The organism is Haloarcula salinisoli (assembly GCF_019599405.1).
Classification (GTDB): Archaea; Halobacteriota; Halobacteria; order Halobacteriales; family Haloarculaceae; genus Haloarcula; species Haloarcula salinisoli.
Window position 1 is genome coordinate 1,474,990 of the sequence record NZ_RKLQ01000001.1, and the last position, 21,511, is coordinate 1,496,500.

General features: G+C 66.5%; 25 protein-coding genes. 18 read left to right on the forward strand and 7 right to left on the reverse strand.

The window, feature by feature from the left end:
- Nucleotide 1: 1 nt before the first annotated feature.
- From EGD98_RS07665 to EGD98_RS07690, 6 genes are all read left to right on the forward strand, one after another.
- On the forward strand, nucleotides 2–1,153 hold the full coding sequence (locus EGD98_RS07665) for a branched-chain amino acid ABC transporter permease (protein ID WP_220587749.1): 1,152 nt from the start codon (nucleotides 2–4) through the stop codon (nucleotides 1,151–1,153).
- The gene (locus EGD98_RS07670) at nucleotides 1,150–1,953 is read left to right on the forward strand and encodes an ABC transporter ATP-binding protein (protein ID WP_236039242.1); all 804 of its coding nucleotides are present in this window, start codon (nucleotides 1,150–1,152) and stop codon (nucleotides 1,951–1,953) included. Before EGD98_RS07665 ends, EGD98_RS07670 begins: the two co-directional genes overlap by 4 nt.
- A gap of 2 nt (nucleotides 1,954–1,955) precedes the next feature.
- Entirely contained in the window at nucleotides 1,956–2,711 is a 756-nt protein-coding gene (locus EGD98_RS07675) for an ABC transporter ATP-binding protein (RefSeq protein ID WP_220587750.1), read from the forward strand.
- A gap of 16 nt (nucleotides 2,712–2,727) precedes the next feature.
- The gene (locus tag EGD98_RS07680) at nucleotides 2,728–3,675 is read left to right on the forward strand and encodes a DMT family transporter (protein ID WP_328762340.1); all 948 of its coding nucleotides are present in this window, start codon (nucleotides 2,728–2,730) and stop codon (nucleotides 3,673–3,675) included.
- Nucleotides 3,676–3,691: 16 nt separating this feature from the next.
- Complete coding sequence (locus tag EGD98_RS07685) at nucleotides 3,692–4,588, forward strand: DMT family transporter (protein WP_220588052.1); 897 nt, start codon at nucleotides 3,692–3,694, stop codon at nucleotides 4,586–4,588.
- 122 nt (nucleotides 4,589–4,710) lie between these two features.
- The gene (locus EGD98_RS07690; RefSeq protein WP_220587751.1) at nucleotides 4,711–4,995 is read left to right on the forward strand and encodes a DUF7545 family protein; all 285 of its coding nucleotides are present in this window, start codon (nucleotides 4,711–4,713) and stop codon (nucleotides 4,993–4,995) included.
- Here EGD98_RS07690 and EGD98_RS07695 read toward each other — a convergent pair.
- Together EGD98_RS07695 and EGD98_RS07700 are read right to left on the reverse strand one after the other, a co-directional pair.
- Nucleotides 4,992–5,666: a 2,5-diamino-6-(ribosylamino)-4(3H)-pyrimidinone 5'-phosphate reductase gene (locus tag EGD98_RS07695; RefSeq protein WP_220587752.1), complete on the reverse strand. Its 675-nt coding sequence runs from the start codon at nucleotides 5,664–5,666 to the stop codon at nucleotides 4,992–4,994. The genes EGD98_RS07690 and EGD98_RS07695 overlap by 4 nt on opposite strands.
- Nucleotides 5,667–5,715: 49 nt before the next feature.
- Nucleotides 5,716–6,174, reverse strand: coding sequence for a hypothetical protein (locus tag EGD98_RS07700; protein WP_220587753.1), 459 nt, complete (start codon nucleotides 6,172–6,174; stop codon nucleotides 5,716–5,718).
- Nucleotides 6,175–6,659: 485 nt separating this feature from the next.
- Here EGD98_RS07700 and EGD98_RS07705 point away from each other — a divergent pair, with 485 nt between their 5' ends.
- On the forward strand, nucleotides 6,660–7,772 hold the full coding sequence (locus EGD98_RS07705) for a glutamate-cysteine ligase family protein (protein WP_328762342.1): 1,113 nt from the start codon (nucleotides 6,660–6,662) through the stop codon (nucleotides 7,770–7,772).
- Nucleotides 7,773–7,777: 5 nt separating this feature from the next.
- Here EGD98_RS07705 and EGD98_RS07710 read toward each other — a convergent pair whose 3' ends face one another.
- On the reverse strand, nucleotides 7,778–8,020 hold the full coding sequence (locus tag EGD98_RS07710; RefSeq protein WP_220587755.1) for a hypothetical protein: 243 nt from the start codon (nucleotides 8,018–8,020) through the stop codon (nucleotides 7,778–7,780).
- Between the two features lie 183 nt (nucleotides 8,021–8,203).
- Nucleotides 8,204–9,931: a dihydroxy-acid dehydratase gene (ilvD, locus tag EGD98_RS07715; protein ID WP_220587756.1), complete on the reverse strand. Its 1,728-nt coding sequence runs from the start codon at nucleotides 9,929–9,931 to the stop codon at nucleotides 8,204–8,206.
- Nucleotides 9,932–10,095: 164 nt separating this feature from the next.
- Between ilvD and EGD98_RS07720 the strand changes: the two genes are divergently transcribed.
- The 7 genes from EGD98_RS07720 to EGD98_RS07750 all read left to right on the forward strand — a co-directional run bounded on the left by EGD98_RS07720 (nucleotide 10,096) and on the right by EGD98_RS07750 (nucleotide 15,633).
- Entirely contained in the window at nucleotides 10,096–10,770 is a 675-nt protein-coding gene (locus EGD98_RS07720) for a hypothetical protein (protein ID WP_220587757.1), read from the forward strand.
- 131 nt (nucleotides 10,771–10,901) lie between these two features.
- Nucleotides 10,902–11,873, forward strand: a complete 972-nt coding sequence (locus EGD98_RS07725; protein WP_220587758.1) for a beta-ribofuranosylaminobenzene 5'-phosphate synthase family protein — start codon at nucleotides 10,902–10,904, stop codon at nucleotides 11,871–11,873.
- 82 nt (nucleotides 11,874–11,955) lie between these two features.
- A complete protein-coding gene (locus EGD98_RS07730) occupies nucleotides 11,956–12,792 on the forward strand; it encodes an RAD55 family ATPase (RefSeq protein ID WP_220587759.1) in 837 nt (278 codons plus the stop codon).
- A gap of 68 nt (nucleotides 12,793–12,860) precedes the next feature.
- A complete protein-coding gene (locus EGD98_RS07735; RefSeq protein WP_220587760.1) occupies nucleotides 12,861–13,760 on the forward strand; it encodes a hypothetical protein in 900 nt (299 codons plus the stop codon).
- Nucleotides 13,753–14,415, forward strand: coding sequence for a DUF8135 domain-containing protein (locus EGD98_RS07740; protein WP_220587761.1), 663 nt, complete (start codon nucleotides 13,753–13,755; stop codon nucleotides 14,413–14,415). The genes EGD98_RS07735 and EGD98_RS07740 overlap by 8 nt, the downstream gene beginning before the upstream one ends.
- A gap of 32 nt (nucleotides 14,416–14,447) precedes the next feature.
- A complete protein-coding gene (locus EGD98_RS07745; protein ID WP_220587762.1) occupies nucleotides 14,448–14,765 on the forward strand; it encodes a transcription factor S in 318 nt (105 codons plus the stop codon).
- A gap of 61 nt (nucleotides 14,766–14,826) precedes the next feature.
- Nucleotides 14,827–15,633, forward strand: a complete 807-nt coding sequence (locus tag EGD98_RS07750) for a COG1361 family protein (protein WP_220587763.1) — start codon at nucleotides 14,827–14,829, stop codon at nucleotides 15,631–15,633.
- A gap of 15 nt (nucleotides 15,634–15,648) precedes the next feature.
- On the opposite strand, the gene EGD98_RS07755 is transcribed toward EGD98_RS07750, so the two are convergent.
- Complete coding sequence (locus EGD98_RS07755) at nucleotides 15,649–16,173, reverse strand: cupin domain-containing protein (RefSeq protein WP_220587764.1); 525 nt, start codon at nucleotides 16,171–16,173, stop codon at nucleotides 15,649–15,651.
- Nucleotides 16,174–16,266: 93 nt separating this feature from the next.
- Here EGD98_RS07755 and EGD98_RS07760 point away from each other — a divergent pair, with 93 nt between their 5' ends.
- Nucleotides 16,267–16,485, forward strand: a complete 219-nt coding sequence (locus tag EGD98_RS07760) for a hypothetical protein (RefSeq protein WP_220587765.1) — start codon at nucleotides 16,267–16,269, stop codon at nucleotides 16,483–16,485.
- A gap of 9 nt (nucleotides 16,486–16,494) precedes the next feature.
- Here EGD98_RS07760 and EGD98_RS07765 read toward each other — a convergent pair whose 3' ends face one another.
- Nucleotides 16,495–17,367: a ZIP family metal transporter gene (locus tag EGD98_RS07765; protein ID WP_220587766.1), complete on the reverse strand. Its 873-nt coding sequence runs from the start codon at nucleotides 17,365–17,367 to the stop codon at nucleotides 16,495–16,497.
- A gap of 83 nt (nucleotides 17,368–17,450) precedes the next feature.
- A complete protein-coding gene (locus tag EGD98_RS07770) occupies nucleotides 17,451–18,143 on the reverse strand; it encodes an SDR family NAD(P)-dependent oxidoreductase (protein ID WP_220587767.1) in 693 nt (230 codons plus the stop codon).
- Nucleotides 18,144–18,280: 137 nt separating this feature from the next.
- Between EGD98_RS07770 and crtD the strand changes: the two genes are divergently transcribed.
- The 3 genes from crtD to cruF are packed head-to-tail and all read left to right on the forward strand — an operon-like array spanning nucleotide 18,281 to nucleotide 21,508.
- Nucleotides 18,281–19,768 carry a carotenoid 3,4-desaturase gene (gene crtD / locus EGD98_RS07775; RefSeq protein WP_220587768.1) on the forward strand — a complete coding sequence of 496 codons (1,488 nt, stop codon included), beginning with the start codon at nucleotides 18,281–18,283 and terminating at the stop codon, nucleotides 19,766–19,768.
- Complete coding sequence (locus EGD98_RS07780) at nucleotides 19,765–20,646, forward strand: prenyltransferase (RefSeq protein ID WP_220587769.1); 882 nt, start codon at nucleotides 19,765–19,767, stop codon at nucleotides 20,644–20,646. Before crtD ends, EGD98_RS07780 begins: the two co-directional genes overlap by 4 nt.
- Nucleotides 20,639–21,508: a bisanhydrobacterioruberin hydratase gene (gene cruF, locus EGD98_RS07785; protein WP_220587770.1), complete on the forward strand. Its 870-nt coding sequence runs from the start codon at nucleotides 20,639–20,641 to the stop codon at nucleotides 21,506–21,508. The genes EGD98_RS07780 and cruF overlap by 8 nt, the downstream gene beginning before the upstream one ends.
- The last annotated feature ends 3 nt before the right edge of the window (nucleotides 21,509–21,511 follow it).

Genomic DNA, 21,511 nt, shown 5'->3' on the forward strand with positions numbered 1-21,511 from the left:
GATGTCGCTCACCACTGACCCGAAAGGGTACTGGACCGACCTCACCGTCGCCGAGAAAGGAGTCTCCGTCGGCGTCGTCCTGTTTGCCGCCGCGCTACTCTTTAGCCTGCTCACCGGCGGGCTCGCACCGACGTACTTCCTCTATCTCGTCGGCCTCGCGGGGATGTACGCGCTGCTCTCGCTGGGCCTGAACTCCCAGTGGGGCTTTTCGGGGCTCATCAACTTCAGCGTCGCCGCCTTCTTCGGCATCGGTGCCTACGGCACCGCACTCGCCAGCGCGAGCGGCTCGCCGATAGCGGGCGGCCTGCCCCCGGTCGTGGGACTGCTCGCCGCGCTGGCGCTCGCGACGATGCTGGCGCTATTTATCGGTATCCCGACGCTCCGGCTCCGGGCCGACTACCTCGCCATCGCCTCTATCGGGCTGGCCGAGGTCGTTCGTATCATCGTCCGTAACCAGGACGACTGGACGAACGGCAGCGCCGGCGTCCGCGGCATCCCGAGCTTCTTCGAGGGGTGGCCGGTCCTGGAGACGCTCCCGGAGACGTTGCCGACGCTCGTCTTTGGCTCCGGGCCCGGTGCCACGGTGCTCAACGCGCCGTTCTGGCAGGCACTGCTGAACGTCGGGCTGGTGCTCGCGTTCGTCGGTCTGTGCTACCTGGTCCTGCGCAGGGCCCACCGATCGCCGTGGGGGCGCGTGCTCCGGACGATTCGCTCCGACGAAGACCTCGCACGCGCGCTGGGCAAGAACACCTACGGCTTCAAGATGCAGTCGTTCGTCCTCGGGAGCCTCATCATGGCGCTCGCGGGCGTCTTCTACGCCCACCTGAACCTCTATGTCAGCCCCGGCGACTTAGACCCCATCACGACGTTCTACGTCTGGGTCGCGGTCATCCTGGGCGGGAGCGGTTCCAACCGCGGCGCGCTCTTTGGCGGCGTCGTCATCGTCGCGATTCGGGAGGGGACGCGAGCCCTGCCAGTGGATGCCGCCCCCATGCGACTACTGTTCATCGGGCTCATCATCGTCTTCCTGATGCGGTTCCGTCCGCAGGGCGTCTTACCCCCACAGAAGGAGCTCATCTGGCCTGGGACCGTCGACGAGACGCCCCAGCAACCGGACTCCGGCGTGCGAGAGACGAAAGCAGGTGAACAATGAGCGAACAGACCACCGACACCCAGACTGCGGCAACGATGTCTAAAGACGACGTGGTGTTGCGCGTCGACAACCTCGTGAAGACCTTCGGCGCGCTCGTCGCTACCGACCACGCCACCTTCGAGGTCGAACGCGGCACCATCACGGGACTTATCGGCCCGAACGGGGCCGGGAAGTCGACGCTTTTCAACCTCATCTCGGGGTTCTACGAGGCCGATTCGGGCAGCGTCTCGGTCAACGGGACCGACGTCACGGGCCAGGAGCCCTACGAGATAGCCGACCACGGGCTGATTCGGACCTTCCAGACGCCCCGCAAAGTCGAGGGGATGACAGTCCGGGAGGCGATGCTCGTCGGGCCGCGCAACCAGCCCGGCGAGTCGTTCCTGAAACTGTTCACCGCCCCCGGTGAGGTCGGCGAGGCCGAATCGAAGAACATGGACGACGTCAACCGAATCCTAGAGGAGTTCGAAATCGACCATCTGGCCACCCAGCCCGCGACGAAGATATCGGGCGGCCAGATGAAACTGGTCGAACTGGCCCGTGCGATGCTCTCTGAGCCCGAAATCCTGCTGCTGGACGAGCCGGCCGCGGGCGTGAACCCCACCCTCAGGAACAAGCTCGCCGAGCAGATTCGCCGGCTCAACGAGCAAGGGACGACGATGTTGCTCATCGAACACGACATGGAGTTCGTGATGAGCCTGGCCGACCCGGTCATCGTCCTCGACCAGGGGTCGGTCCTGATGGAGGGACGCCCCGACGAAGTCCAGAGCGACACCCGTGTCATCGACGCGTACCTCGGATAACCATGACCGGAGACACTACTACGACCCAGGAGACCGCGAGCGCCGAACCGACCGACCACGTCGTCGAACTGTCGGGCGTCGACAGCGGCTACGGCGAGGTACAGGTACTGGACGACTGCTCGCTGCATCTCGACGCCGAGGAGATCGTCTGTCTCATCGGCCCCAACGGTGCCGGGAAATCGACCGTCCTCAAGACGGTGTTCGGGATGTTGACCCCCTGGGAGGGGTCGGTCACGTACCACGGCGAGGACATCGGCGGGATGGCCCCCGAAGAGATCGTCCGCGAAGGCATCGGGTACGTCCCCCAGACGGACAACGTCTTCGGCTCGCTCAGCATCGACGAGAACCTCCGGATGGGCGGGGTCGCCCGCGAGAGCGGCCTCGAACCGGTCATGGACAAGCTCTACGACCGCTTCCCGCTGCTCGACAAGAAGCGCACAGCGAAAGCCAGGACCCTCTCGGGCGGCCAGCGGCAGGTGCTCGCCTTCGCTCGGGCCTTGGTCATGGAACCCGACGTGTTGCTCATCGACGAGCCGTCGGCGGGGCTGGCCCCCAACACCGCCAAAGACGTCTTCGGCCACGTCGAAGCCGTCAACGACCTCGACACGGCCATCCTGATGGTCGAACAGAACGCCACGGAGGGGCTCGGTATCTCCGACCGCGGCTACGTCCTCGACCAGGGGACCGTCCGCTTTGGCGGCGCGGCGGACTCGCTGCTGGACAACGAAGAGGTGTCGAAGCTATATCTCGGCGGATGACCGTCGCTCAGTAACCGTGAGCGGGCTCAGACGATACGCCTTCGCCCTCGGCCCGCTCGCCGCGGCCGCCCTCTGGGGCGTGATGTTCGTCGTCAGCAAGTGGAGCTTCGCGCTCGTCCCGCCGGTGACCCTCGGATTCTTCCGTGTCGCGCTCGGCGCAGCGGCGCTGTGGGTCGGCCTCCGACTCGTCGGCGACCCGGCGACACCCGGTCGCGAGGACTGGCCGGCGCTCGTCGGCCTCGGCGGCTGGGTGACCGTCACCATCGTGGCCCAGTTTCTCGGCACCGAGCTCACGAACGCGAGTCAGGGCTCGCTACTGACGGTGCTGACACCGATTTTCGTGGTCCTCCTCTCTGGGGCGCTGCTGGGCGAGCGCGTCACGAAGACGAAGGCGCTCGGTATCGCCCTCGCTGCTGTCGGGACCGCCGTCGTCGTCGCCGGCCAGTACCACCTGCGTCGTATCGCCGTCGGCAACGCCGCCGGGGTGGCACTGCTCGTCGTGGCGAGTTTCGCGTGGGCCGGCTACACCGTGTGGGGCGTGGCAGTCGTCCGGAAGTTCTCGGCGCTGACCGCCGCGACCTACTCGACCATCGCCGCCACCCCGATGCTCGGGGTACTCGCTGTCGCCGAACTGTGGTATCTGGGTCGCGGTATCGCCACGATACCGCTCAGCGGGCCGTCCCTGCTCTCGGTCGCGTTTCTCGGGTTCGGGTCGACGGCCGCGGCCTGGTACCTCTGGTACAAGGGCCTGGAGTACGTCCCGGCCGGGACCGTCGCCGTGTTCTACTTCCTCCAGCCGGTCGTCGGCACGGCGCTCGCGGCGGCGCTGCTCGACGAGCAGGTCGGCGCGTGGTTCGTCGCTGGGAGTCTCACTATCGGCGCCGGCGTCTGGGTCGTCAGCCGCGAGCGGGCCGACGAGCCAGCGCGGAACCGACACGGCGACGGGAGTGAACTGCGTGAGTGACCCCGAAGGAAGCTGGATGCCCGGACCGTTCGCGACACTCGATAAGTCGGTGCCACCCGGCGTCGGACTCGCCGTCGCCGTCGTCGCCGTCAGTACCGGGGCCATCCTCGTCCGCCTCAGCGACGCTCCCTCGACCGTCGCCGCCTTCTACCGCGTCCTGTTCACGACGCTCCCGCTCGCGGTGATTGCAATCTGGCGCTACCGGAGCGAGTTCGGCCACATTGGCCGTCGTGACCTGCTGTTCGCGACGCTGTCGGGCGTCGCGCTCGCGGTCCACTTCGCCGCCTGGTTCGAGAGTCTGAGCTGGACCAGTGTGGCCGCGAGCGTCACCCTCGTCCAGTCCCAGCCGCTGTTCGTCGCGCTGGGGGCGTGGCTCCTGCTCGACGAGCGGCTGAGTCTCCGCATCGTCGGCGGCATCCTCGTCGCCGTCGCCGGCATGGTGACGATGGCACTCGGCGACCTGCTCACCGGCGTGCTCGTCGGGCCAGCGCCGTTATACGGCAACGCCCTCGCGCTGCTGGGCGCGGTGATGGCGGCCGGCTACGTCCTCGCCGGTCGGTCACTGCGCCAGCGCGTCTCGCTGGTGCCCTACGTCGTGGTCGTCTACAGCGTCTGTACCGTCGTTCTGCTCGCCATCGTCCTGGCACAGGGAGCGCCGCTGACCGGCTATCCGACCCGGGAGTGGCTCCTCTTTGCCGGCCTCGCGCTGGGCCCCGGCATCTTCGGCCACACGGTCATCAACTGGGCGCTCGCGCACCTCCGGTCGAGCGTCGTCTCCGTCTCACTGCTCGGTGAACCCGTCGGCTCGACCCTGCTTGCGTTCCTCCTGCTGTCGGAGGCGCCGACGCTGTTCACCGTCGGCGGCGGCGTCGCCGTCCTCGGGGGTATCGCGGTGACCGCGACAGACAAATGAGCGTCCCCGAGCAGGCTGTCGAACCGGTCCCTCAGCGGGTCGCTTGGCGGCCACGGGGCCGTGTTGCAGCCCCTGGACACGAACCCGACAGACCCTTCTGTCCGGTGGGCGAATCGGGGTGCATGGCAAACGACACTGTCACACTCACCATCGAAGGCGAGGATGACGAAGACGAACTGACCGTGCCGACCGAGCTACTGGACCTCCTGCGAGAGAACGACGAGACGGACCCGGCCGTCGTCGGTGACATCGCGATGTTCGGACTGGCCCAGCGAATCCACGGCGCCGTCCACCACGGCCAGGGCGAGGCCGACCAGGGAATCCAGGACCTCGAAGAGCTCACGCTCGACCTCTTCGAGGAGCGATTTGGCGCCTCCTTCGCCGAGCTGACCGGCCACGACCACTAACTGTCGCTTTCTTCTACGGTCCAGGTCAGCAAGACGCCGTCGTCGACCTGTTCGACCGACTCGAGGGCGAGTTCAGGGAACGACTCGACGAAGCCATCGCCGTCGGCCAGCGTCGGCGCGTCCCGACCCCCGAGTACCTTCGCGCCGATGTAGACGCGGAGTTCGTCGACCAGCCCGGCCTCGAAGAGGCTGAAGATGAGTTCGCCGCCGCCCTCGACCATCAGCCGCTCGATACCCTCACCCTCTAGCTTTGCCAGCGCCGTCGTCAGGTCCACGCGGTCCTCACCGGCCGCCAGGACGTACGCGCCGGCCTCCTCCATCTGTTCGATGAAATCGGTCGGGGCGGCCTCGCTGGTGAGCAGGTACGTCTCGGCGTCGTCGTCCAGTACTGTCGCGTCCGGCGGCGTCCGGATACGCGAGTCAGCGACGACGCGGGCCGGGTTCTTCGGCTCGCGGCGATCGAGTCGCGCCGAGTGACGGTCGGCGTCCTTGACTGTCAGCGACGGGTCGTCTGCCAGCACCGTCCCGACACCGACCATGACGGCGTCGCTGTCGGCCCGGAGCTGGTCCACGCGGTCGAAGTCCTCGCGCCCGGAGATGGCCAGCTGTTCGCGCCGGCGAGAGGCGAGCTTCCCGTCCGCGCTCATCGCGGCATTGACGACGACGTGCATACAGTGGGCCCAGGGAGGTAACGGGAAAACGGGTTTCGGTTCCGCTCGCCTACGCAGTCTCTCGGTCGGGACGCGTGGCCAGTTTCCGGGTGTCGACCGACTTCGTCTCGCCGTCTGCCGTCCGGAGCTTCAGCGTCGCGCCGTCGACGACCAGCTCGTCTACGTCCAGTGTCGCCTCGGTCGTCCACCCCTGGAGGCGGAGCATTCCCGCCTCGTCGATTTCGACGAACGTCCGGGGTTTCTCGACGGCGCCCATGTCCCAGGACTCCCCGCCCAGCGATACCGCCGTCTGGTCGCCCCGCGTCCGTGCGAACACACAGACGTGCTGGCGACGGGGCTCGTCGCCACGGGCGTGGTCGACGCGTTCCCACTCCTCGTAGTCCGCACCGAAGTGAGCGGCCCACAGCTCCAGATACTCGAAGTCGAACCGCTTCTTGCCGTCGTTGTCCCGACCGCTCCGCCAGACGACGTGTGCGTCGGAGGGCTTGGACCCGAACAACCCACCCACGCTATCTCACCCGCCGAGTATCACCGTCTGAAGCCACGGCCAGCGGTCCCCCTGACGCCCGAGACCGCGGACCATCGCTACCAGTAGCTCCCCCCGTCGGTATGTGACCCATACACACGGAATCCGCAGTATCGGATATAAAAACACGGGCTTCCTCAGAGTGGACTGACAGGAGGGACACTGAGCCTTATCGTATATTTGTCAATCTGTAATCCGAGACCGCCCGTACATATTAATGTATTATAGGTATTTTGGGCCATATGCACGAAATAGTTTACACATCCTCCGTCGTGTGGCAAAGTATGCTCACTCTCCACACATCGGACGGCTGAGACAGACCGCCGTCCGCTCGGGCCCCGATGACGGTGGGCCGAGCACGAAAACAGCCGCCGAGACAGACGCAGCCAGTCGGTCAGTCGCAGGGCGCACCGACACCGAACGATATCGCACGTGGTGGCACAGACGCCACCGATACCGCACGCACCGTGTCCGAATCCCAATCCGAACCGATACGACGGAGCATCGAGGTCGAATACTGGGTCGTCGACAGCGACGGGCGACTCACAGAACCGGGTCCGCTCGTCGCTGCCGCCCCGGGCGTCGAACGCGAGTTCGTCGAACCGGTCCTGGAGATAAAGACGACACCCTGTGAGACGACGCCACAGCTCCGGGCGGAACTGTTCGAGCGCATCGGCAAGGTGCTCGCAGTCGCCGACGAACACGACATGGGGTTGGTTCCGCTGGCGACGCCGCTGAACCACGACGAGATAGCGGACCTGCCCAGCGAACGCACCCGGATACAGCAGGAGATTATCGGCTCGGACTTCGAGTACGTCCGCCACTGTGCGGGCACACACATCCACGTCGAACAGATACCGGGGCGTGCCATCGACCAGCTCAACACGCTGGTCGCGATAGACCCCGCGCTGGCGCTCGTCAACTCCGCGCGTCGGTTCCGGGGCCGGCCACTGGCCGACGGCGCCCGGTCGAAGCTCTACCGATGGATGGCGTACGACGGACTGGCCCATCAGGGACGGCTCTGGCGGTACATCGAATCGCGGGAAGACTGGGACCGCCGGCTCCAGCGGCGATACGAGGAGTTCGAGCGGGCGGCACTGGAGTCGGGTATCGACCGGCAGACGTTCACGTCCTCGTTCGACCCCGAGAGCGCGGTCTGGACGCCCGTCCAGCTCCGTTCCGAGTTCGGGACCGTCGAGTGGCGCTCGCCGGACACCGCCCTGCCCAGCAGCGTCGTCGAACTGGCCGACACCGTGGCCAGGACGGTCGAACACCTCAGGGACACCGAGATCCGCATCGAGGGCGACACCGGCCGCGTCACCGACAGCCAGATCGTCCTCCCGGAGTTCACCCACGTGCTGGAGTACGTCAACGCCGCCATCCGCGACGGGCTCGCGTCCGAATCGCTGTGTGGCTATCTCGAACGGATGGGGTTCGACGTCGAGGCCTACGACCCCATCTCCCGCCAGGGGGACGACCGTGGGATGCTGTCGGTGGCCCAGGCACGAGAACGGCGACTCAGCTACGCGGAGCGGCTCGAACGGGACGTGACGGAGGCCCAGTCGATGCGCGCCGACTGACGTCGCTACTCCCGAGTCAGTTGGATGAGTCCCTCCCGCAGCGCCGCCTTGAACCGCTCGTCCAGCGGCATCGACTCCCAGCCCTCGGGCAGTTCCTCGACCGGCAACGAGTCCAGCGACTCGACCAGCGATTCGTGCAGAAACCGGCCGTTCTCGTCGCACTCCCCGCAGGTCCTGATTATCGACCGTATCTGGAAGGGGCGGGTGACGGTCGATTCACAGTGCGAACAGACGTACGTCTCGGTCACTGTGGCACAATACTGTCCCAGCGTACTCCTATGTTGCGCATCCACCTTTTTCTTCGTCGCCTTTCCTCGCACCACGTAGCGGTGCTGCGGGAAGGCTCCTCGAAAAACGTGGGCGAAAAAGGCCGGAATCTCGCTACGCTCGATTCCGGTGAAACCGCGCCTGCGGCGCGGTATGCTACGTTTTCACTCCCACTTCGCGCCGGGGTTCGTCACCGCGCCGTTGGCCGCCGAGCCGAAGTCCCGATGATACTTCGCGAGGATGCCGTTGTCGTACTGCGGTTCGGGGTCGTGGTCCGCCAGGCGCTCCTCTAACTCCTCGTCGGTGAGGTCGACGGAGAGCTCCAGTTCGTCGATGTCGATGGTGATGGTGTCGCCGTCCTCCAGCGCGGCGATGGGGCCGCCGGCGAAGGCCTCGGGCGCGACGTGGCCGATGGAGAACCCACGCGTGGCCCCGGAGAACCGACCGTCGGTAAACAGCGCGACGTCCTCGGCGTGGCCCTGACCGGCGACGGCCGAGGTCACACCGAGCATCTCCCGCATCCCGGGCCCGCCCTGTGGGCCCTCGTTGCGGATGCCGATGACGTCGCCGGACTCGACCTTGCCTTCCTGGACGTACTGCATCGCGCTCTCCTCGTCGTCGAAGATTCGGACGGGCCCCTCGTGGTGGAGGTGGTCCTCGCCGGTGATCTTGATGACCGCGCCGTCAGGGGCGAGATTCCCGGTGAGGATGCGGATGGCGCCCTGTTCGTTCTTGGGTTCCTCGACAGTGTAGAGGAAGTCGACGTCGAGGTCCTCGATGGCCGGCGGGTCGATACGTTCGAGACCCTCGGCCAGCGTCTCGCCGGTGACGGTCATGGCGTCGCCGTGGAGCAGGTCCGCATCGAGCAGTGCCTTGAGGACGACCGGGATGCCGCCGACCTCGAAGAGGTCGTTCATCACGCGAGTCCCGCCCGGCTGGAGGTTGGCAATCTTTGGCGTCCGCTTGCTTATCTCGTTGAACGTCTCGATGTCGAGGTCGACGTCGGCCTCGGCGGCCATCGCCAGCAGGTGCAGGACGGCGTTGGTCGACCCGCCGGTGGCGACCTGGAGCGCGATGGCGTTCTCGAACGACTCCCGGGTGAGGATGTCCGAGGGCTTCCGGTCGTTCTCGATGGCGTCGATGGCGACGGCGCCGGCCTCCTCGGCGATCTCGTAGCGGGCCTCGTGTTCGGCGGGCGCGCCCGAGGAACCGAGCGGTGCCAGGCCGATGGTCTCGGAGATGGAGGCCATCGTGTTCGCGGTGAACATTCCGCCACAGGAGCCCGCCCCGGGACAGGCGTGGCGTTCCATCTCGTCGAGTTCGTCCTCGGTCATGTCCCCGTCGGCGACGGCGCCCACGCCCTCGAAGACGTTCTGGATAGTTATCTCGCGGCCGTCGTGCTCGCCGGGCATGATGGAGCCGCCGTAGACGAACACACTCGGCAGGTCCGTCCGGATAGCGGCCATCATCATCCCGGGCATGTTCTTGTCACAGCCGCCGATGGTGACGAGGCCGTCCATCCGCTCGCCGAAAGAGACCAGTTCGACGGAGTCGGCGATGACCTCTCGGGAGATGAGCGACGCCTTCATCCCCTCGGTCCCCATCGAGACGGCGTCGGAGATAGTGATGGTCCCGAACTCGATAGGCATCCCGCCGGCGTCGTCGATACCCTCGTAGGCCGCGTCGGCGACATCGTCGAGGTGGACGTTACAGGGCGTGATATCCGCGGCGGGGTTGGCGACGCCGACCATCGGCGAATCGAGGTCCTCGTCGTCGTAGCCCATCGCCCGGAACATCGCCCGGGAGGGCGCCTGGTCGGTCCCCTCGGTGACTTCGCTGCTCCGCAGGTTCGGGTCCTTGCCCGACTCCTCGCGGCGTTCCTGCTTGCTCATACACCGTCGAAGGCTACGCGGCGTCTTAAGCGCCGTGACTGACCCGTCGAGATTCGACGTTACTGCGACGGGTGAGGAGTGGCGAGACCATCGCAATACGGAGGCCTATATTGCTGCCCAGAATGTCAAATATTTATCTAGGTGGGCGAGCTACCGCTCGTTACGTGCCGCCCTCCCTTCGCTCAGCCTGGGCCATCGGGACAGCTATCGGTGGGGCCACTGCGCTGGTCGGGGTCTTCCTCACCGGCGCCTTCCTCTCGGCCGTTACTGCGGGGGCCCCTGGTTCAACAGCGCCGTTTACAGAGCTCACAGCGAGAACTGTTAGTCCGCTGCAAGCCACCGTGTGGACCTATTTCGAGCTCAAGGGTGTCCAACCAACCGTTCAGTGGGAGAGCGCGACCATAACCAGGAGTGTTCTCTACGCTTTGACGGGAGAATCGGACACCTACGCCGCTCTGAGAGTCCTCCCGCCTGTACTACTCATGCTCGCCGGGAGCCTGACGGTCGTACTCACAGGGCGGTTATCGGACGGCCCTTCGGATTCGGTGACACCGCTCAGTGGGGCCTACATACTGCTCGGCTACGCACCCCCGCTGCTCCTGTTGCTCTGGGTGGCATCCGTCCCGGTGGTGGGGCCGGATGCGTCCAGATGGGTTCATGTCGGTAATTCAGTGGTCGATGCGGCGTCACTGGCTGGCGTTACCGCTGGACCGGCACCGGTCCCTGCGACGCTGGTCGCGCTCACCTTTCCGGTGTTTTTCGGAGTACTCGGCGGTATCGTGGCCGAAGTCGTCTCGAACACGGTCGAGCGCGAACAGGGGCTATCGACGGAACGGTGACCACGCTCCGAGACGACAAGTCGGGTTCGCTGAACTGACTGGCGCCGCGGTTTGGTACACCAGCGGAGAACGGCTGGCGAAAGCCTCCGGTGACGGTAGGTTCTTTTCCGCGCCACCGCGAACCTCCGGTAATGGCGACGGTCACGACCGCGGCGAGACTGCACTTTGGCTTCCAGAACCTCTCGCTGGCCCACGAGCGACTCTACGGCGGTGTCGGGCTCGCACTCGACGAGCCCCAGCTGGTCGTCGAGGCCGAGCCGGCCGAGAAGCTGGACTGTGACGACGAAGCGGCCAAGCCATACGCCCAGCGGGTGGTGGACGTGCTGGACGTGGCCGGTGCGAAAGTACGGGTCCACGAGCGCTTCCCGCGCCACGTGGGCCTGGGCAGCGGCACACAGCTCGCGCTTGCGACGCTCATCGCCGTCGCACGTGCCCACGACCTGACGGTCGACGCGCGGACGGTCGCACCACAGCTCGGTCGTGGCGGGCGCAGCGGCGTCGGCGTAGCGACCTTCGAGGCGGGCGGGTTCGTCGTCGACGGCGGCCATCCGACCGAGCGGTTCACACACAACCCACCGGCCGAAGGAGACTGGGACGTGCCGCCGGTGGTGGCGAGCCATCACGTCCCAGCCGACTGGCGGTTCCTCCTCGTCGTCCCGGACACCGACCCTGGTCAGAGTGGGAGCGACGAGGACCGCAGCATGCGCACCGCCATCGAGCGGGCCGACCCCGGTATCGCCGACCAGATATCTGCACTGCTCACCCGCCGGTTGTTGCCAGCAATCGCGACGCGCAGCCGGCGTGATTTCGGTGGGGCTGCAGCGCGGCTCGGCCGACTCAACGGCGCGTGGTACGCCGACGAGCAGGGGGGCGTCTACCGGCCACCCGCGGGCAGTATCGTCGAACACCTCGCGGATGCGCCGACTGTCACCGGCGCGGGCCAGTCCTCCTGGGGACCGACGGTGTGGGGCCTGACCGACACCGACGGGATGGGGAAGGCGAAGGAAGCGGGCTACCGGGCGCTGGAGGCCGCGGGCGTCGGCGGCGAGGTCCACGTGGCCGCCCCGCGAAACCGCGGGGCGACGCTCGACGACAGCGGATAACTGTCCCACGGGAGAGAGTGCCGATTATCGCCGGCCAAAATCCGGGCCAAGCGTTTAAGCAGTCACAGTAGCGAAGGCGTGTATGGACCGCATCCCCTTCGGTGTCAAGCAGCTTGATTCCATCATCAACGGGGGCGCGCCGACGGGGAGCGTCGTGTTGCTGTCGGGCCAGGCCGGTGCCGGCTCGCGGGAGTTCATGCACACCAGCGCGATAATCAACGGGATGGCCGAGGAGGACCCCGAACTGTTCGACCTCTACTACGGTGACCCCGCAGAGAAGGCGATACTCCCCGAGGGGGTCCACTACCTCTCCTTCACCGCGAGCGAAGGCCAGCTCGCCGACGAGATGCGGCTGGCGATGGACGACGAGGTGCTCGACGCGGGACTCACCGGTGTCGAGTTTCACGACATGTCCGAGCGGTACTTCCACATGAGTCCGGTGCCCAGAGAGTGGTACGCCGACGAGACGCCGTCGATCAAGGACCTCAGGGCGCGCCACGAACGCGAAGACCTGCTGGGCGCACTGGGGAATCGACTCAGCAACATCGCCCCGAACAACCTCGTCGTCATCGACTCCCTGTCGGACCTGGTGGCGGCGATGGGCGAGGACATCGACTGGGCCGACATCACCTTCCTCGTCTCGGGCATCCAGAAGGCGGCCCACCAGTGGGGCGGGCTCATCCTCCTGCATCTCAACCACGAGACCCTGTCCGCGACGCGGACGGGCCAGCTCTCCGAGGCCGCCCACGGCACCATGGAGTTCGCCTGGGAGTCCGGAGGGTCGACCCGGGCCCGGACGCTCGTCGTCAAGCAGTTCCGCGGCGTCCTCTCCCAGATAGAGGACGAAGATATCGTCCAGTTCGAGACCGAACTCGGCGACGCCGGCTTCGACATCAGCGACGTCCGGAAGATACGCTAGAGGTGCCAGTCTCGTCTCCTGAAATTGGCAGCAAACCCTTAACTATCTCGTCCGTAGAAGGGCACGTAATGGCCAGTGAGTCGACCGACGAGGGGGTGGTCGCCGTCGAACTGCCGCCGGAGCTCGACGAGTGGCTCGACGAGCGCGCGCGGGAACTGGGCGAACCGCGCGAGGAGCTCGTCACGCAGTTGCTGGCGGCGTACCGCACGACGACGGAGCGTGACGGGGGCGACCTGGCGACCGCGCTCGACGTCGAAGCCCGCGTCGAGGACGCGATGCAGGACGAACTCGACGCCGCCGTCGCGGCGGCCGTCGACGACGTCCTCGAAGAACGCGTCGACTCGACAGTGCGTGACCGGTTGCCCGATATCACCGACGCCGTCGAGTCCCGCGTCGAGGGGCGGCTGGACGCGGTCGAGGACGACTTCACCGAGAAGATTACCGACGTTCGCCAGCGGGTCGTCCAGCTCAAACGCGAACTGGACGGCAAGGCGCCCGCCGACCACGACGCCTTCGAGACGGTCGAGGAACTGGACGGGAGCGTCGCCGAACTGAACCGCGAACTCGTCGCGGCCCGTGACGAGTTCGAGGACGATATGACCGCCCAGACAGAGCGCGTCGACGACCTGGAGACTCGCTTCGACGAGTTCGAGCAGCGACTCGACGACACCGAGGAGAAGCTCAAACGTGTCGCCTGGGTCGTCAACGACCTGCGGGACGACCAGGGCGGCCGCGACGCCCACCAGAAGGCCGTCGACCGCATCAAACGCGCCGCCGCACAGGAGGGTATCTCGTCGGCGTCGTGTCAGAGCTGCGGCGAGAAAGTCGAGATCGGACTGCTCACCGACCCGCAGTGTCCCCACTGCAGCTCGACGGTCTCGGACGTCCAGCCCGAGGGCGGTATCATCCGCAAGAAGGCGTCGCTCGTCACCGCCGCACAGCTAGAGGCAGGGCCGACAGATGAGTGACGACGAGCGCGACGACCCGTTCGAAAACCTCGAGGACCCAGCGGACCGCGAGGGCGACCCGTTCGAGCGCCTCGGCGATACCGGGCCGGACGAGACGGCGGGGGAGAGCGACGCCGAGCAGGCAGATGGAGACAGTACGCCAGACGCGCCAGCCGGGACCGGGGGCGACTCGACTACGGACGCCGACGACGAGCCCGCTTTCGAGGAGGAGTTCATCGACGAGGGCGACCCCTTCGAGAGCGGCCCGGGCACGACACCCAGCCCGTCGCCCGCGGGCGGCAGCGGTGCCAGCGAGCCAGTGGAAGACGACACGCTCGGCGGTGACGACCCATTCGCGGGGATGGACGGTCGCGAGGGGGACCCGTTCGGCGAGGGCGAGAGCGCCTTCGAGTCGGTCGACGTCGAGAGCGTCGACGCCGACGAGGTCTGGGAATCGCTGAACGAAGAGCCCGAAACCGCGACTGTCGAGGGCACCCGCTACACCGACGTATCGAAACACCGCTTCTGCGAGCAGTGTGAGTTCTTCTCGAGTCCGCCCAACGCCCACTGTACCCACGAGGAGGCCGAGATAATCGAGTACCTCGATATGGAGACGGTCCGGCTGCTGAACTGTCCCGTCGTCGCCGAGCAGCGCGAGCTCGAAGACGAGGGGTAAGACACTTTTGCGGGGGTCGTCGAATACCGCATATGCAGTTCTGTGACGAGTGCGGGTCGATGATGAAAAAGCAAGACGGCGTGATGCAGTGTACGAGCTGTGATTATACGGCAGACCAGGACAGCGACGGGGATTTCGTGAGCACGGAGGAACAGTCAGGCGACGAGCTCATCGAGACCGAGGAGGGCGACAATTTCGAGGGTAAACCCACTGCCGACGACGTCATCTGTGACGAGTGTGGCCACACCAAAGCGTGGTACACCATCAAACAGACCGGCGCGGCCGACGAGCCGCCGACTCGATTCTTCAAGTGCCAGGAGTGTGGCTACCGCTGGCGCGAGTACAACTGACGCTCCAGCCGGGGTCGAAGTCACCTGAAAGCTTTTACATGTCTCGCCGGTAGCGCCAGCCATGCAGCGCCGCCGCCTCCTCGCGCTCGTCGGGTCGCTGGCCGCCGGCAGTGGCTGTACCGGCTCCGGCGACGACCCGTCGGTCGACAGCACCGTGACGCCGGCCCCGGTCCCGACGGCGGGCGGGACCCGGACCCCCACGCTGGACGGGGACGTCCAGATAACGGCGGCCATGGTCCAGCCAGGCGTCGTCACGGCCGGCGACGACTCCCTCAGCGTCGTCGACGACGCCGGCCAGTACCTTTTCTTCAATCTCGAAGGTGGTGTCCCCGACCGCTCGGCCGTCGAGTTCCGGTTCAGCGGGGCGAGCTACACCCCCGAATCGTTCTACGGCCGGCTCTACCGCGGTGATTTCGACGGTGAGGAGTACGGCGAGAACGGCGGCCCGCTGGTGTTCGCACTCCCGCAGACCGGCGACGGGACCGACGCCGAACTCGCCTGGGGAGACGGGTCGTGGACGCTACCGGAGACCGTGGTCCAGCGACTCGAAGACCCGCTCCCGTCGTTCTCGGTGTCCCTCGATGGGCCTGAGACGGCCGGCGACGGGTCGGACCTGGAGATAACTGTCGGCGTGACGAACGAGGGTGACAGCGCCGGCCGGTACGTCTTCGCGCTCAACCGTCAGGGGCCGCAAATAGCGTCCACCCCGGTGGGTCGTATCGCCGGAGAGCTGGAACCCGGAGCGAGCGAAACGCACACGTTCGACGCTGTCCCGCCCGACGACCGGAACGGGACGGGGTACTTCCTCCAGGTCCCCGGCGAGCGGGATAGCCTGGACCACTACATCGAGCCGGCCGACGACAGCTGAGCGCGGCCGTCCGGCTCACGACGAGACGGCGTCGTCGTCCTTTTTTACGACCTCGTCGCGCTTGCGGTCGACCCAGAGCGCGACGGGCCAGTCCTCTATCCGATAGGGAGCGGCCCCGTCGAGCATCTCCACGCGGGCGACGGGGTCCGACGGCATCGTGACGAGACCCTCGTGGCGCTCGTCGCCGACGGCGTCTATCTTGTGGCGCGCGCCACCGGGGATGTACACTGATTCGCGCGGCTCCGCTTCGAGGACCTGGTGACTCCCGTCCTCGCGTTCGAGCGTGAACCTGGCTTCGCCGGCCAGACAGAGACAGACCTCGTCGAAGGCCGGCGTGTGGGTGTGCCAGTCGATGGTCGCGCCGGGGGCCATCTCGAAGTAGAGCAGTTTAAAATCGTTGGTGATAGCGATCGGGTAGGTCTCGATGTCCTCGCCGCCCTGCTCGAAGTGGTTCGCGGCGTCGGCGTCGATTTTGTACATCGTCTGGTCGGGGAGATGGGTATGGTCGAGCTCCGGTGGTGTGAGGTCCCGGTCGGTCATGACACTGCGAAGATGTTCGAAGACAGTTGACAATTCTTTGGTCGGAGCCATCGGCGAAAGTAATATTCGATAGAGTCCCGAGTGAAACGAACGATGGCAACAATCGAACTGACAACGGGGGACGTCAGAAGTCACGAGCGCATCGAACTCAGGAGCGGTTACGTCGTCGCCTACGAGGGCGGTGACGGACGACACTGGGGTGAGATAGAGCGCGTCTACCCGGTAAGCAGTGTCCTCGAGATAGACCCAGGCGAGAGCAAGATACAGGGCGGGCCCCAGCCGGGAGACGGCATGTCGTTCGTGCCGGAGTGACTCGTCGTCTCAGGCCGAGATAGCGACCCACGCCAGCACGACGATAGCCGCGCCGAGGACAGTCGAGGCGACGCCGTGGGTCCGGAGTTCGTCCAGCAGGTCGTGGGAGTGCTCCTCCAGCGAGCAGACCTCGTCTATCTCGCTGCCGGCCTCGCAGTTGGGGAGGAAGTCCATCGCGACGTGGAGGAAGATACCGGCAGCGAAGCCGAAGATGATAGCGTTGGCAGCCGGGTTGGCCGGGACTGTCACGAGCGCCGACGGGATAGCCGTCAGGCCGACACCGGCTGCGGGGACCAAGAGCGCGGTCGCGGAGTTGTTCTCACGGACCAGTCGGCGGGCGGCGGCATAGCCCGCGGGCCCCTTGTGAGAGACGATAGCCAGCCCGAGCAGGAGGCCGAGCGTCGGCATCGAGGCGTACACCAGTCCAATGATGAGCCCCGCCGATAGCGCGTGGGCGGTGATTGCCGCCGTCGTCGTGTCGAAGCTCGTCTCGACGTGCGTGAGTCGGTGGCCGATGGTGTGGGTCCCGTAGCCGGCGACGATACCCGCGGCGATACCGATACCGCCGATTCGGGGGGTACCGGCGGCGGCGCCCAGCCCCATCGCCTGCGGGACGAGGAACATCGCCGCCGAGGTGACCATCGCGCCGCTCGCGAGGCCGTACCCCCACACGAGTCGATACGGGCTCGTCTCCGTGGCACGGGCGCCCAGCCACGCGCCCAGCCCCATCGCCACGAAGGCGACCCAGGAGATGACGAGCACCTTCCCGGCGCCCCCGGTGACCGCGAGGCCCGACAGGACGAGCAGGACGACGACACTCGCGAACCCGAGAAGTGAGTACTCCCCCGGGTTATTAAAAATAGAGTGGTCGTTAATAGCCATTAATCGATACAACCCTGTTGTTACTAATAAGCCCGTCGGTCCTCGCAGGCCACTGTATCTCGGTGGCCCGGGGAGACGCCTCGTTAACGCGTCGCTTTCCGGTAGTCGCCCCAGTCGAGGACCGTGCCGTCGAGGGTCTCCGCGGATGCGTCCTCCAGCGCCCATAGCACCATTCCGGCCACGTCCCCGGGGTTGCGCCCGCCATCGCCCGAGAGGTCGGTGTCGACCTTTCCGGGGTCGACAGCGCCGACGGTGGCGTCGAGGTCGGCCGCGAAGCCCCGAACCAGCGCCTCCGCAGCGGCCTTCGAGACGGCGTAGGAGCCGTAACCGGGCATCCCTTTCCGAGCGACGGCGCCCGTGGGAACGACCACGCGCGCGCCCTCGGCGAGATGTGGGGCTGCCTCGCGGACGGCGGCGAACACGCCGCGCCCGTTCGTCCGCAAGTGGTCGTCGAACGCGGCGTAGGATTCCTCGTGTAGCGGCGTCTCGCCCGCTGGGCCATGATAGACCCCCGCGCTGGCGACGACGCCGTCGATGGCACCGCCGACTGTCGTCGCCCGCTGCATGAGGTGTTCGACGTCCAGTTCGTCACGCACGTCGGCTCGGACGGCGGTGACCGCACCGCTCCCCTCGTCGATATCGTCTGCGACGGCGTCGAGGGCGTCCGCGTCCCGGGCACAGACGACCGCGTGGCCGCCCGCGTCGGCGACCGCTCGCGCAACCTGTTCCCCGATGCCCCGGCTGGCGCCCGTCACGACAACTGTCGCGTCGTCCATACCGGCGCGTAGGGCTCCAGAAGTATCGCCGTTGTCCCTGCCTGCCCCCGGGCCGGGAGCGAGTTCCCTGTGTCGATTTCACACACCAACCCTGTTTGGCGCGCCTTTATTGTCGCTCCGGGCCCGAGAGAAGGATAATGAGTGACCTGTCCGGAGACGAGGTTGTCGTGGTGGGCGGCGGTTTTGGCGGCCTCTCGGCGGCCTGCTATCTGGCCGACGCCGGTGCGGATGTCCGAGTACTGGAGAAAAACGAGCAGGTCGGCGGCCGTGCCTCCCGGCTTGAGGCCGATGGGTTCACCTTCGACATGGGCCCGTCGTGGTATCTGATGCCCGACGTCTTCGAGCGCTTCTTCGCGTACTTCGGCAAGGAGCCGGGCGATTACTACGACCTCGAACGGCTGGACCCCCACTACCGTATCTTCTTCAAGGACGGCGACCAGCTCGACGTGACCGGGAACAACGACGAGATGCGCGAGCTGTTCGAGTCCTACGAACCCGGGGCCGGTGAGGCCTTCGATGAGTACCTCGAAACGAGCGAGACCCATTACGAGACGGCGATGAACAAGTTCGTCTACGAGGACCGCTCGCGGCTGCGGGACTGGGTCGACCTGGACGTGATGACCGCCGCGCCCATCGGCCTCCAGTTGCTGGGGTCGATGCAGGGCCACGTCGAGGACTACTTCACCCACCCCAAGCTCCAGCAGATAATGCAGTACACGCTCGTGTTCCTCGGTGGCTCTCCGAAGAACACGCCGGCGCTGTACAACATGATGAGTCACGTCGATTTCAACCTCGGCGTCTACTACCCTGACGGGGGTATCGGGGCCGTCGTCGACGCGCTCGTGGAACTCGGCAGGAGCTTGGGCGTGACCTACGAGACCGACAGCGAGGTCACCGAAATCAGCCGGCGCAAGGAGGGGTTCCTGGTCGAGACGGTCACCGGAGACACGTACCACCCCGACGAGGTCGTCGTCAACGCCGACTACGGCCACGCCGAGCGGGAACTCCTGCCCGACCACGAACGGCAGTACGACGACGACTACTGGGAGAAGAAAACGTACGCGCCCTCTGCCTTCCTGCTGTACATGGGCGTCGAGGGCGACGTCGACCCGCTGGCCCACCACACGCTCGTGCTCCCGACCGACTGGGAGCCACACTTCGACGACATCTTCGAGGAGCCCGACTGGCCCGACGAACCGGCGTACTACCTCTGTGTGCCAAGCGAGACCGACCCCTCCGTCGCACCGGAGGGCCACTCCAACCTCTTCGTGCTGGTCCCCATCGCGCCGGGGCTGCACGACGGCGACGCCGTCCGCGAGGAGTACCGCGAGAAGATTCTGGCCGACATCGCCGAGCACACCGGCGTCGACCTGCGCGACCGCATCGTCTACGAGAAGCAGTTCGCCGTCTCCGACTTCGGTGAGCGGTACAACGCCACGGAGGGCACCGCGCTTGGCCTGGCCCACACGCTGCGCCAGACGGCGCTCTTGCGTCCGAACAACCGCTCGTCGGCCGTCGACGGGCTCTACTTCACCGGCTCCTTCACGACCCCCGGCGTCGGCGTCCCGATGTGTCTCATCAGCGGCGAACACACCGCCAAGCGCCTCATCGACGACCACGAATGAGTACCGTGACGGACCGACTCACCAGTGTGCTCCCGGGCGAGGAGAGCCGCCCCGGCTACCTGTTCTGGCTCTCCCGACCCCGCTTCTGGCTCTACCAGGGCGGCCCGGTCGTCGTCGCCGTCACGTACGCCGCCGACGGCCCCGGTGAGCTGTTCTCCCCGCTGGCTATCGCACTCTTTCTGTACTTCACGATTCCGGCGAACGTCTTCCTCTATGGCGTCAACGACATCTTCGACCGGGACATCGACCAGGTCAACCCCAAGAAAGACGAGGGCCGCGAGGTCAGCTATCGCGGGGACCGCGTCGTCGTCGCTGCCATCGTCGCCTCGGGGTTACTTGCCGCCGGGTTCCTCCCGTTCCTGCCCGCCCTCGGCGTCGTCGCACTCCTCGCGTGGGCCGCCCTCTCGATAGAGTACTCCGCCCCGCCGCTGCGGTTCAAGACCACTCCCTTCCTCGATTCGCTGTCGAACGGGCTCTACATCCTCCCCGGCGTCGTCGCGTACGCCGCTATCGAGGGGGTCGCCCCGCCCGCGAGCGCCGTCGCCGGCGCGTGGCTCTGGACGATGGGGATGCACACCTTCTCTGCGATTCCGGACATCGAACCGGACCGCCAGGCCGGCATCGAGACGACCGCGACGTTCCTCGGTACGTCAAACACCTACTACTACTGCGTGATGTGCTGGCTCTCGGCCGCCTTCGTCTTCACCTACACCCACTGGGTGTTCGGCGGTCTCCTGCTCGTCTATCCGGGCCTCGTCTTCGGCATCCTCGCGGTCGGCGTCGACGTCGACGAGGCCTACTGGTGGTATCCAGCGATCAACACGCTCGTCGGGATGGCCTTTACGCTGGTGGGACTCTGGGTGATGCTGTATGGCTGATGGGGTCGCCGACTGGTCGATGCCCGACAACCGCCACGAGGTAGCCGCCCGGCTCGACGCGCTGGTCCGCGAGCACCGCTTTACCATCGCCGTGGTTTTCCCCCTCGTGGGCGCGGTGACGCTGCTTGCCAGCGCCGAGGGCCTGCTCCCGCCGCCGCTGGCGTTCAATCCGTTCTTCGTCCTCTTCGGGACGCTGGTGATGCGACTGCCGCTGGTGGCCGGCGTCGCGCCATTGCTCGACCGGAAGGCGACGCTCGCGCTCGTGGCGCTCACGCTGTACTCCTACGGCATCGAACTCGTCGGCGTGCGGACGGGGTGGCCGTACGGCGAGTTTACCTACGGTGTGGACCTCGGACCGATGCTGTTTGGCGAGGTGCCACTGGGCCTGCCGGTCTTTTTCTTCCCGCTCGTCCTGAACGCCTACCTGCTGGTCCTGCTGCTGTTCGGTGAGCAAGCCGAATCGACACCAGTTCGGCTCCTGGCCACGCTGGCGACCGTGATACTCGTCGACCTCGTGCTGGACCCCGGCGCTGTCGCAATCGGCTTCTGGGCCTACGAGAACCAGGCCTTCTATGGTGTCCCGTGGTCGAACTATCTGGGCTGGCTGCTGTCGGGGGCCGTGGCCGTCCTGCTGTTCGACCTCGGGTTCGACCGGGCCGGACTGCGCCGCCGGCTCGCGGAGTGTGAGTTCATGCTGGACGACCTGGTGAGCTTCGTCCTGCTGTGGGGCGGTATCAACCTCTTCTACGCGAACTGGATACCGGTCGCGCTGGCCGGGCTGCTGGGGGCCGGGCTGTTGAAGACCGAACGCTTCGACTTCGACCTCTCGGAGACGCGCCTGGGCGGCGCCGTCTGGCGGTAACGG

Excerpts from the sequence above, each read along its gene's own strand:
- EGD98_RS07665 (WP_220587749.1), top strand. The coding sequence starts at position 2 with ATGTCGCTCACCACTGACCCGAAAGGGTACTGGACCGACCTCACCGTC.
- EGD98_RS07670 (WP_236039242.1), top strand. The coding sequence starts at position 1,150 with ATGAGCGAACAGACCACCGACACCCAGACTGCGGCAACGATGTCTAAA.
- EGD98_RS07675 (WP_220587750.1), top strand. The coding sequence starts at position 1,956 with ATGACCGGAGACACTACTACGACCCAGGAGACCGCGAGCGCCGAACCG.
- EGD98_RS07685 (WP_220588052.1), top strand. The coding sequence starts at position 3,692 with ATGCCCGGACCGTTCGCGACACTCGATAAGTCGGTGCCACCCGGCGTC.
- EGD98_RS07690 (WP_220587751.1), top strand. The coding sequence starts at position 4,711 with ATGGCAAACGACACTGTCACACTCACCATCGAAGGCGAGGATGACGAA.
- EGD98_RS07695 (WP_220587752.1), bottom strand. The coding sequence starts at position 5,666 with ATGCACGTCGTCGTCAATGCCGCGATGAGCGCGGACGGGAAGCTCGCC.
- ilvD (WP_220587756.1), bottom strand. The coding sequence starts at position 9,931 with ATGAGCAAGCAGGAACGCCGCGAGGAGTCGGGCAAGGACCCGAACCTG.
- EGD98_RS07725 (WP_220587758.1), top strand. The coding sequence starts at position 10,902 with ATGGCGACGGTCACGACCGCGGCGAGACTGCACTTTGGCTTCCAGAAC.
- EGD98_RS07730 (WP_220587759.1), top strand. The coding sequence starts at position 11,956 with ATGGACCGCATCCCCTTCGGTGTCAAGCAGCTTGATTCCATCATCAAC.
- EGD98_RS07735 (WP_220587760.1), top strand. The coding sequence starts at position 12,861 with ATGGCCAGTGAGTCGACCGACGAGGGGGTGGTCGCCGTCGAACTGCCG.
- EGD98_RS07740 (WP_220587761.1), top strand. The coding sequence starts at position 13,753 with ATGAGTGACGACGAGCGCGACGACCCGTTCGAAAACCTCGAGGACCCA.
- EGD98_RS07745 (WP_220587762.1), top strand. The coding sequence starts at position 14,448 with ATGCAGTTCTGTGACGAGTGCGGGTCGATGATGAAAAAGCAAGACGGC.
- EGD98_RS07750 (WP_220587763.1), top strand. The coding sequence starts at position 14,827 with ATGCAGCGCCGCCGCCTCCTCGCGCTCGTCGGGTCGCTGGCCGCCGGC.
- EGD98_RS07755 (WP_220587764.1), bottom strand. The coding sequence starts at position 16,173 with ATGACCGACCGGGACCTCACACCACCGGAGCTCGACCATACCCATCTC.
- EGD98_RS07760 (WP_220587765.1), top strand. The coding sequence starts at position 16,267 with ATGGCAACAATCGAACTGACAACGGGGGACGTCAGAAGTCACGAGCGC.
- EGD98_RS07765 (WP_220587766.1), bottom strand. The coding sequence starts at position 17,367 with ATGGCTATTAACGACCACTCTATTTTTAATAACCCGGGGGAGTACTCA.
- EGD98_RS07770 (WP_220587767.1), bottom strand. The coding sequence starts at position 18,143 with ATGGACGACGCGACAGTTGTCGTGACGGGCGCCAGCCGGGGCATCGGG.
- crtD (WP_220587768.1), top strand. The coding sequence starts at position 18,281 with ATGAGTGACCTGTCCGGAGACGAGGTTGTCGTGGTGGGCGGCGGTTTT.
- EGD98_RS07780 (WP_220587769.1), top strand. The coding sequence starts at position 19,765 with ATGAGTACCGTGACGGACCGACTCACCAGTGTGCTCCCGGGCGAGGAG.
- cruF (WP_220587770.1), top strand. The coding sequence starts at position 20,639 with ATGGCTGATGGGGTCGCCGACTGGTCGATGCCCGACAACCGCCACGAG.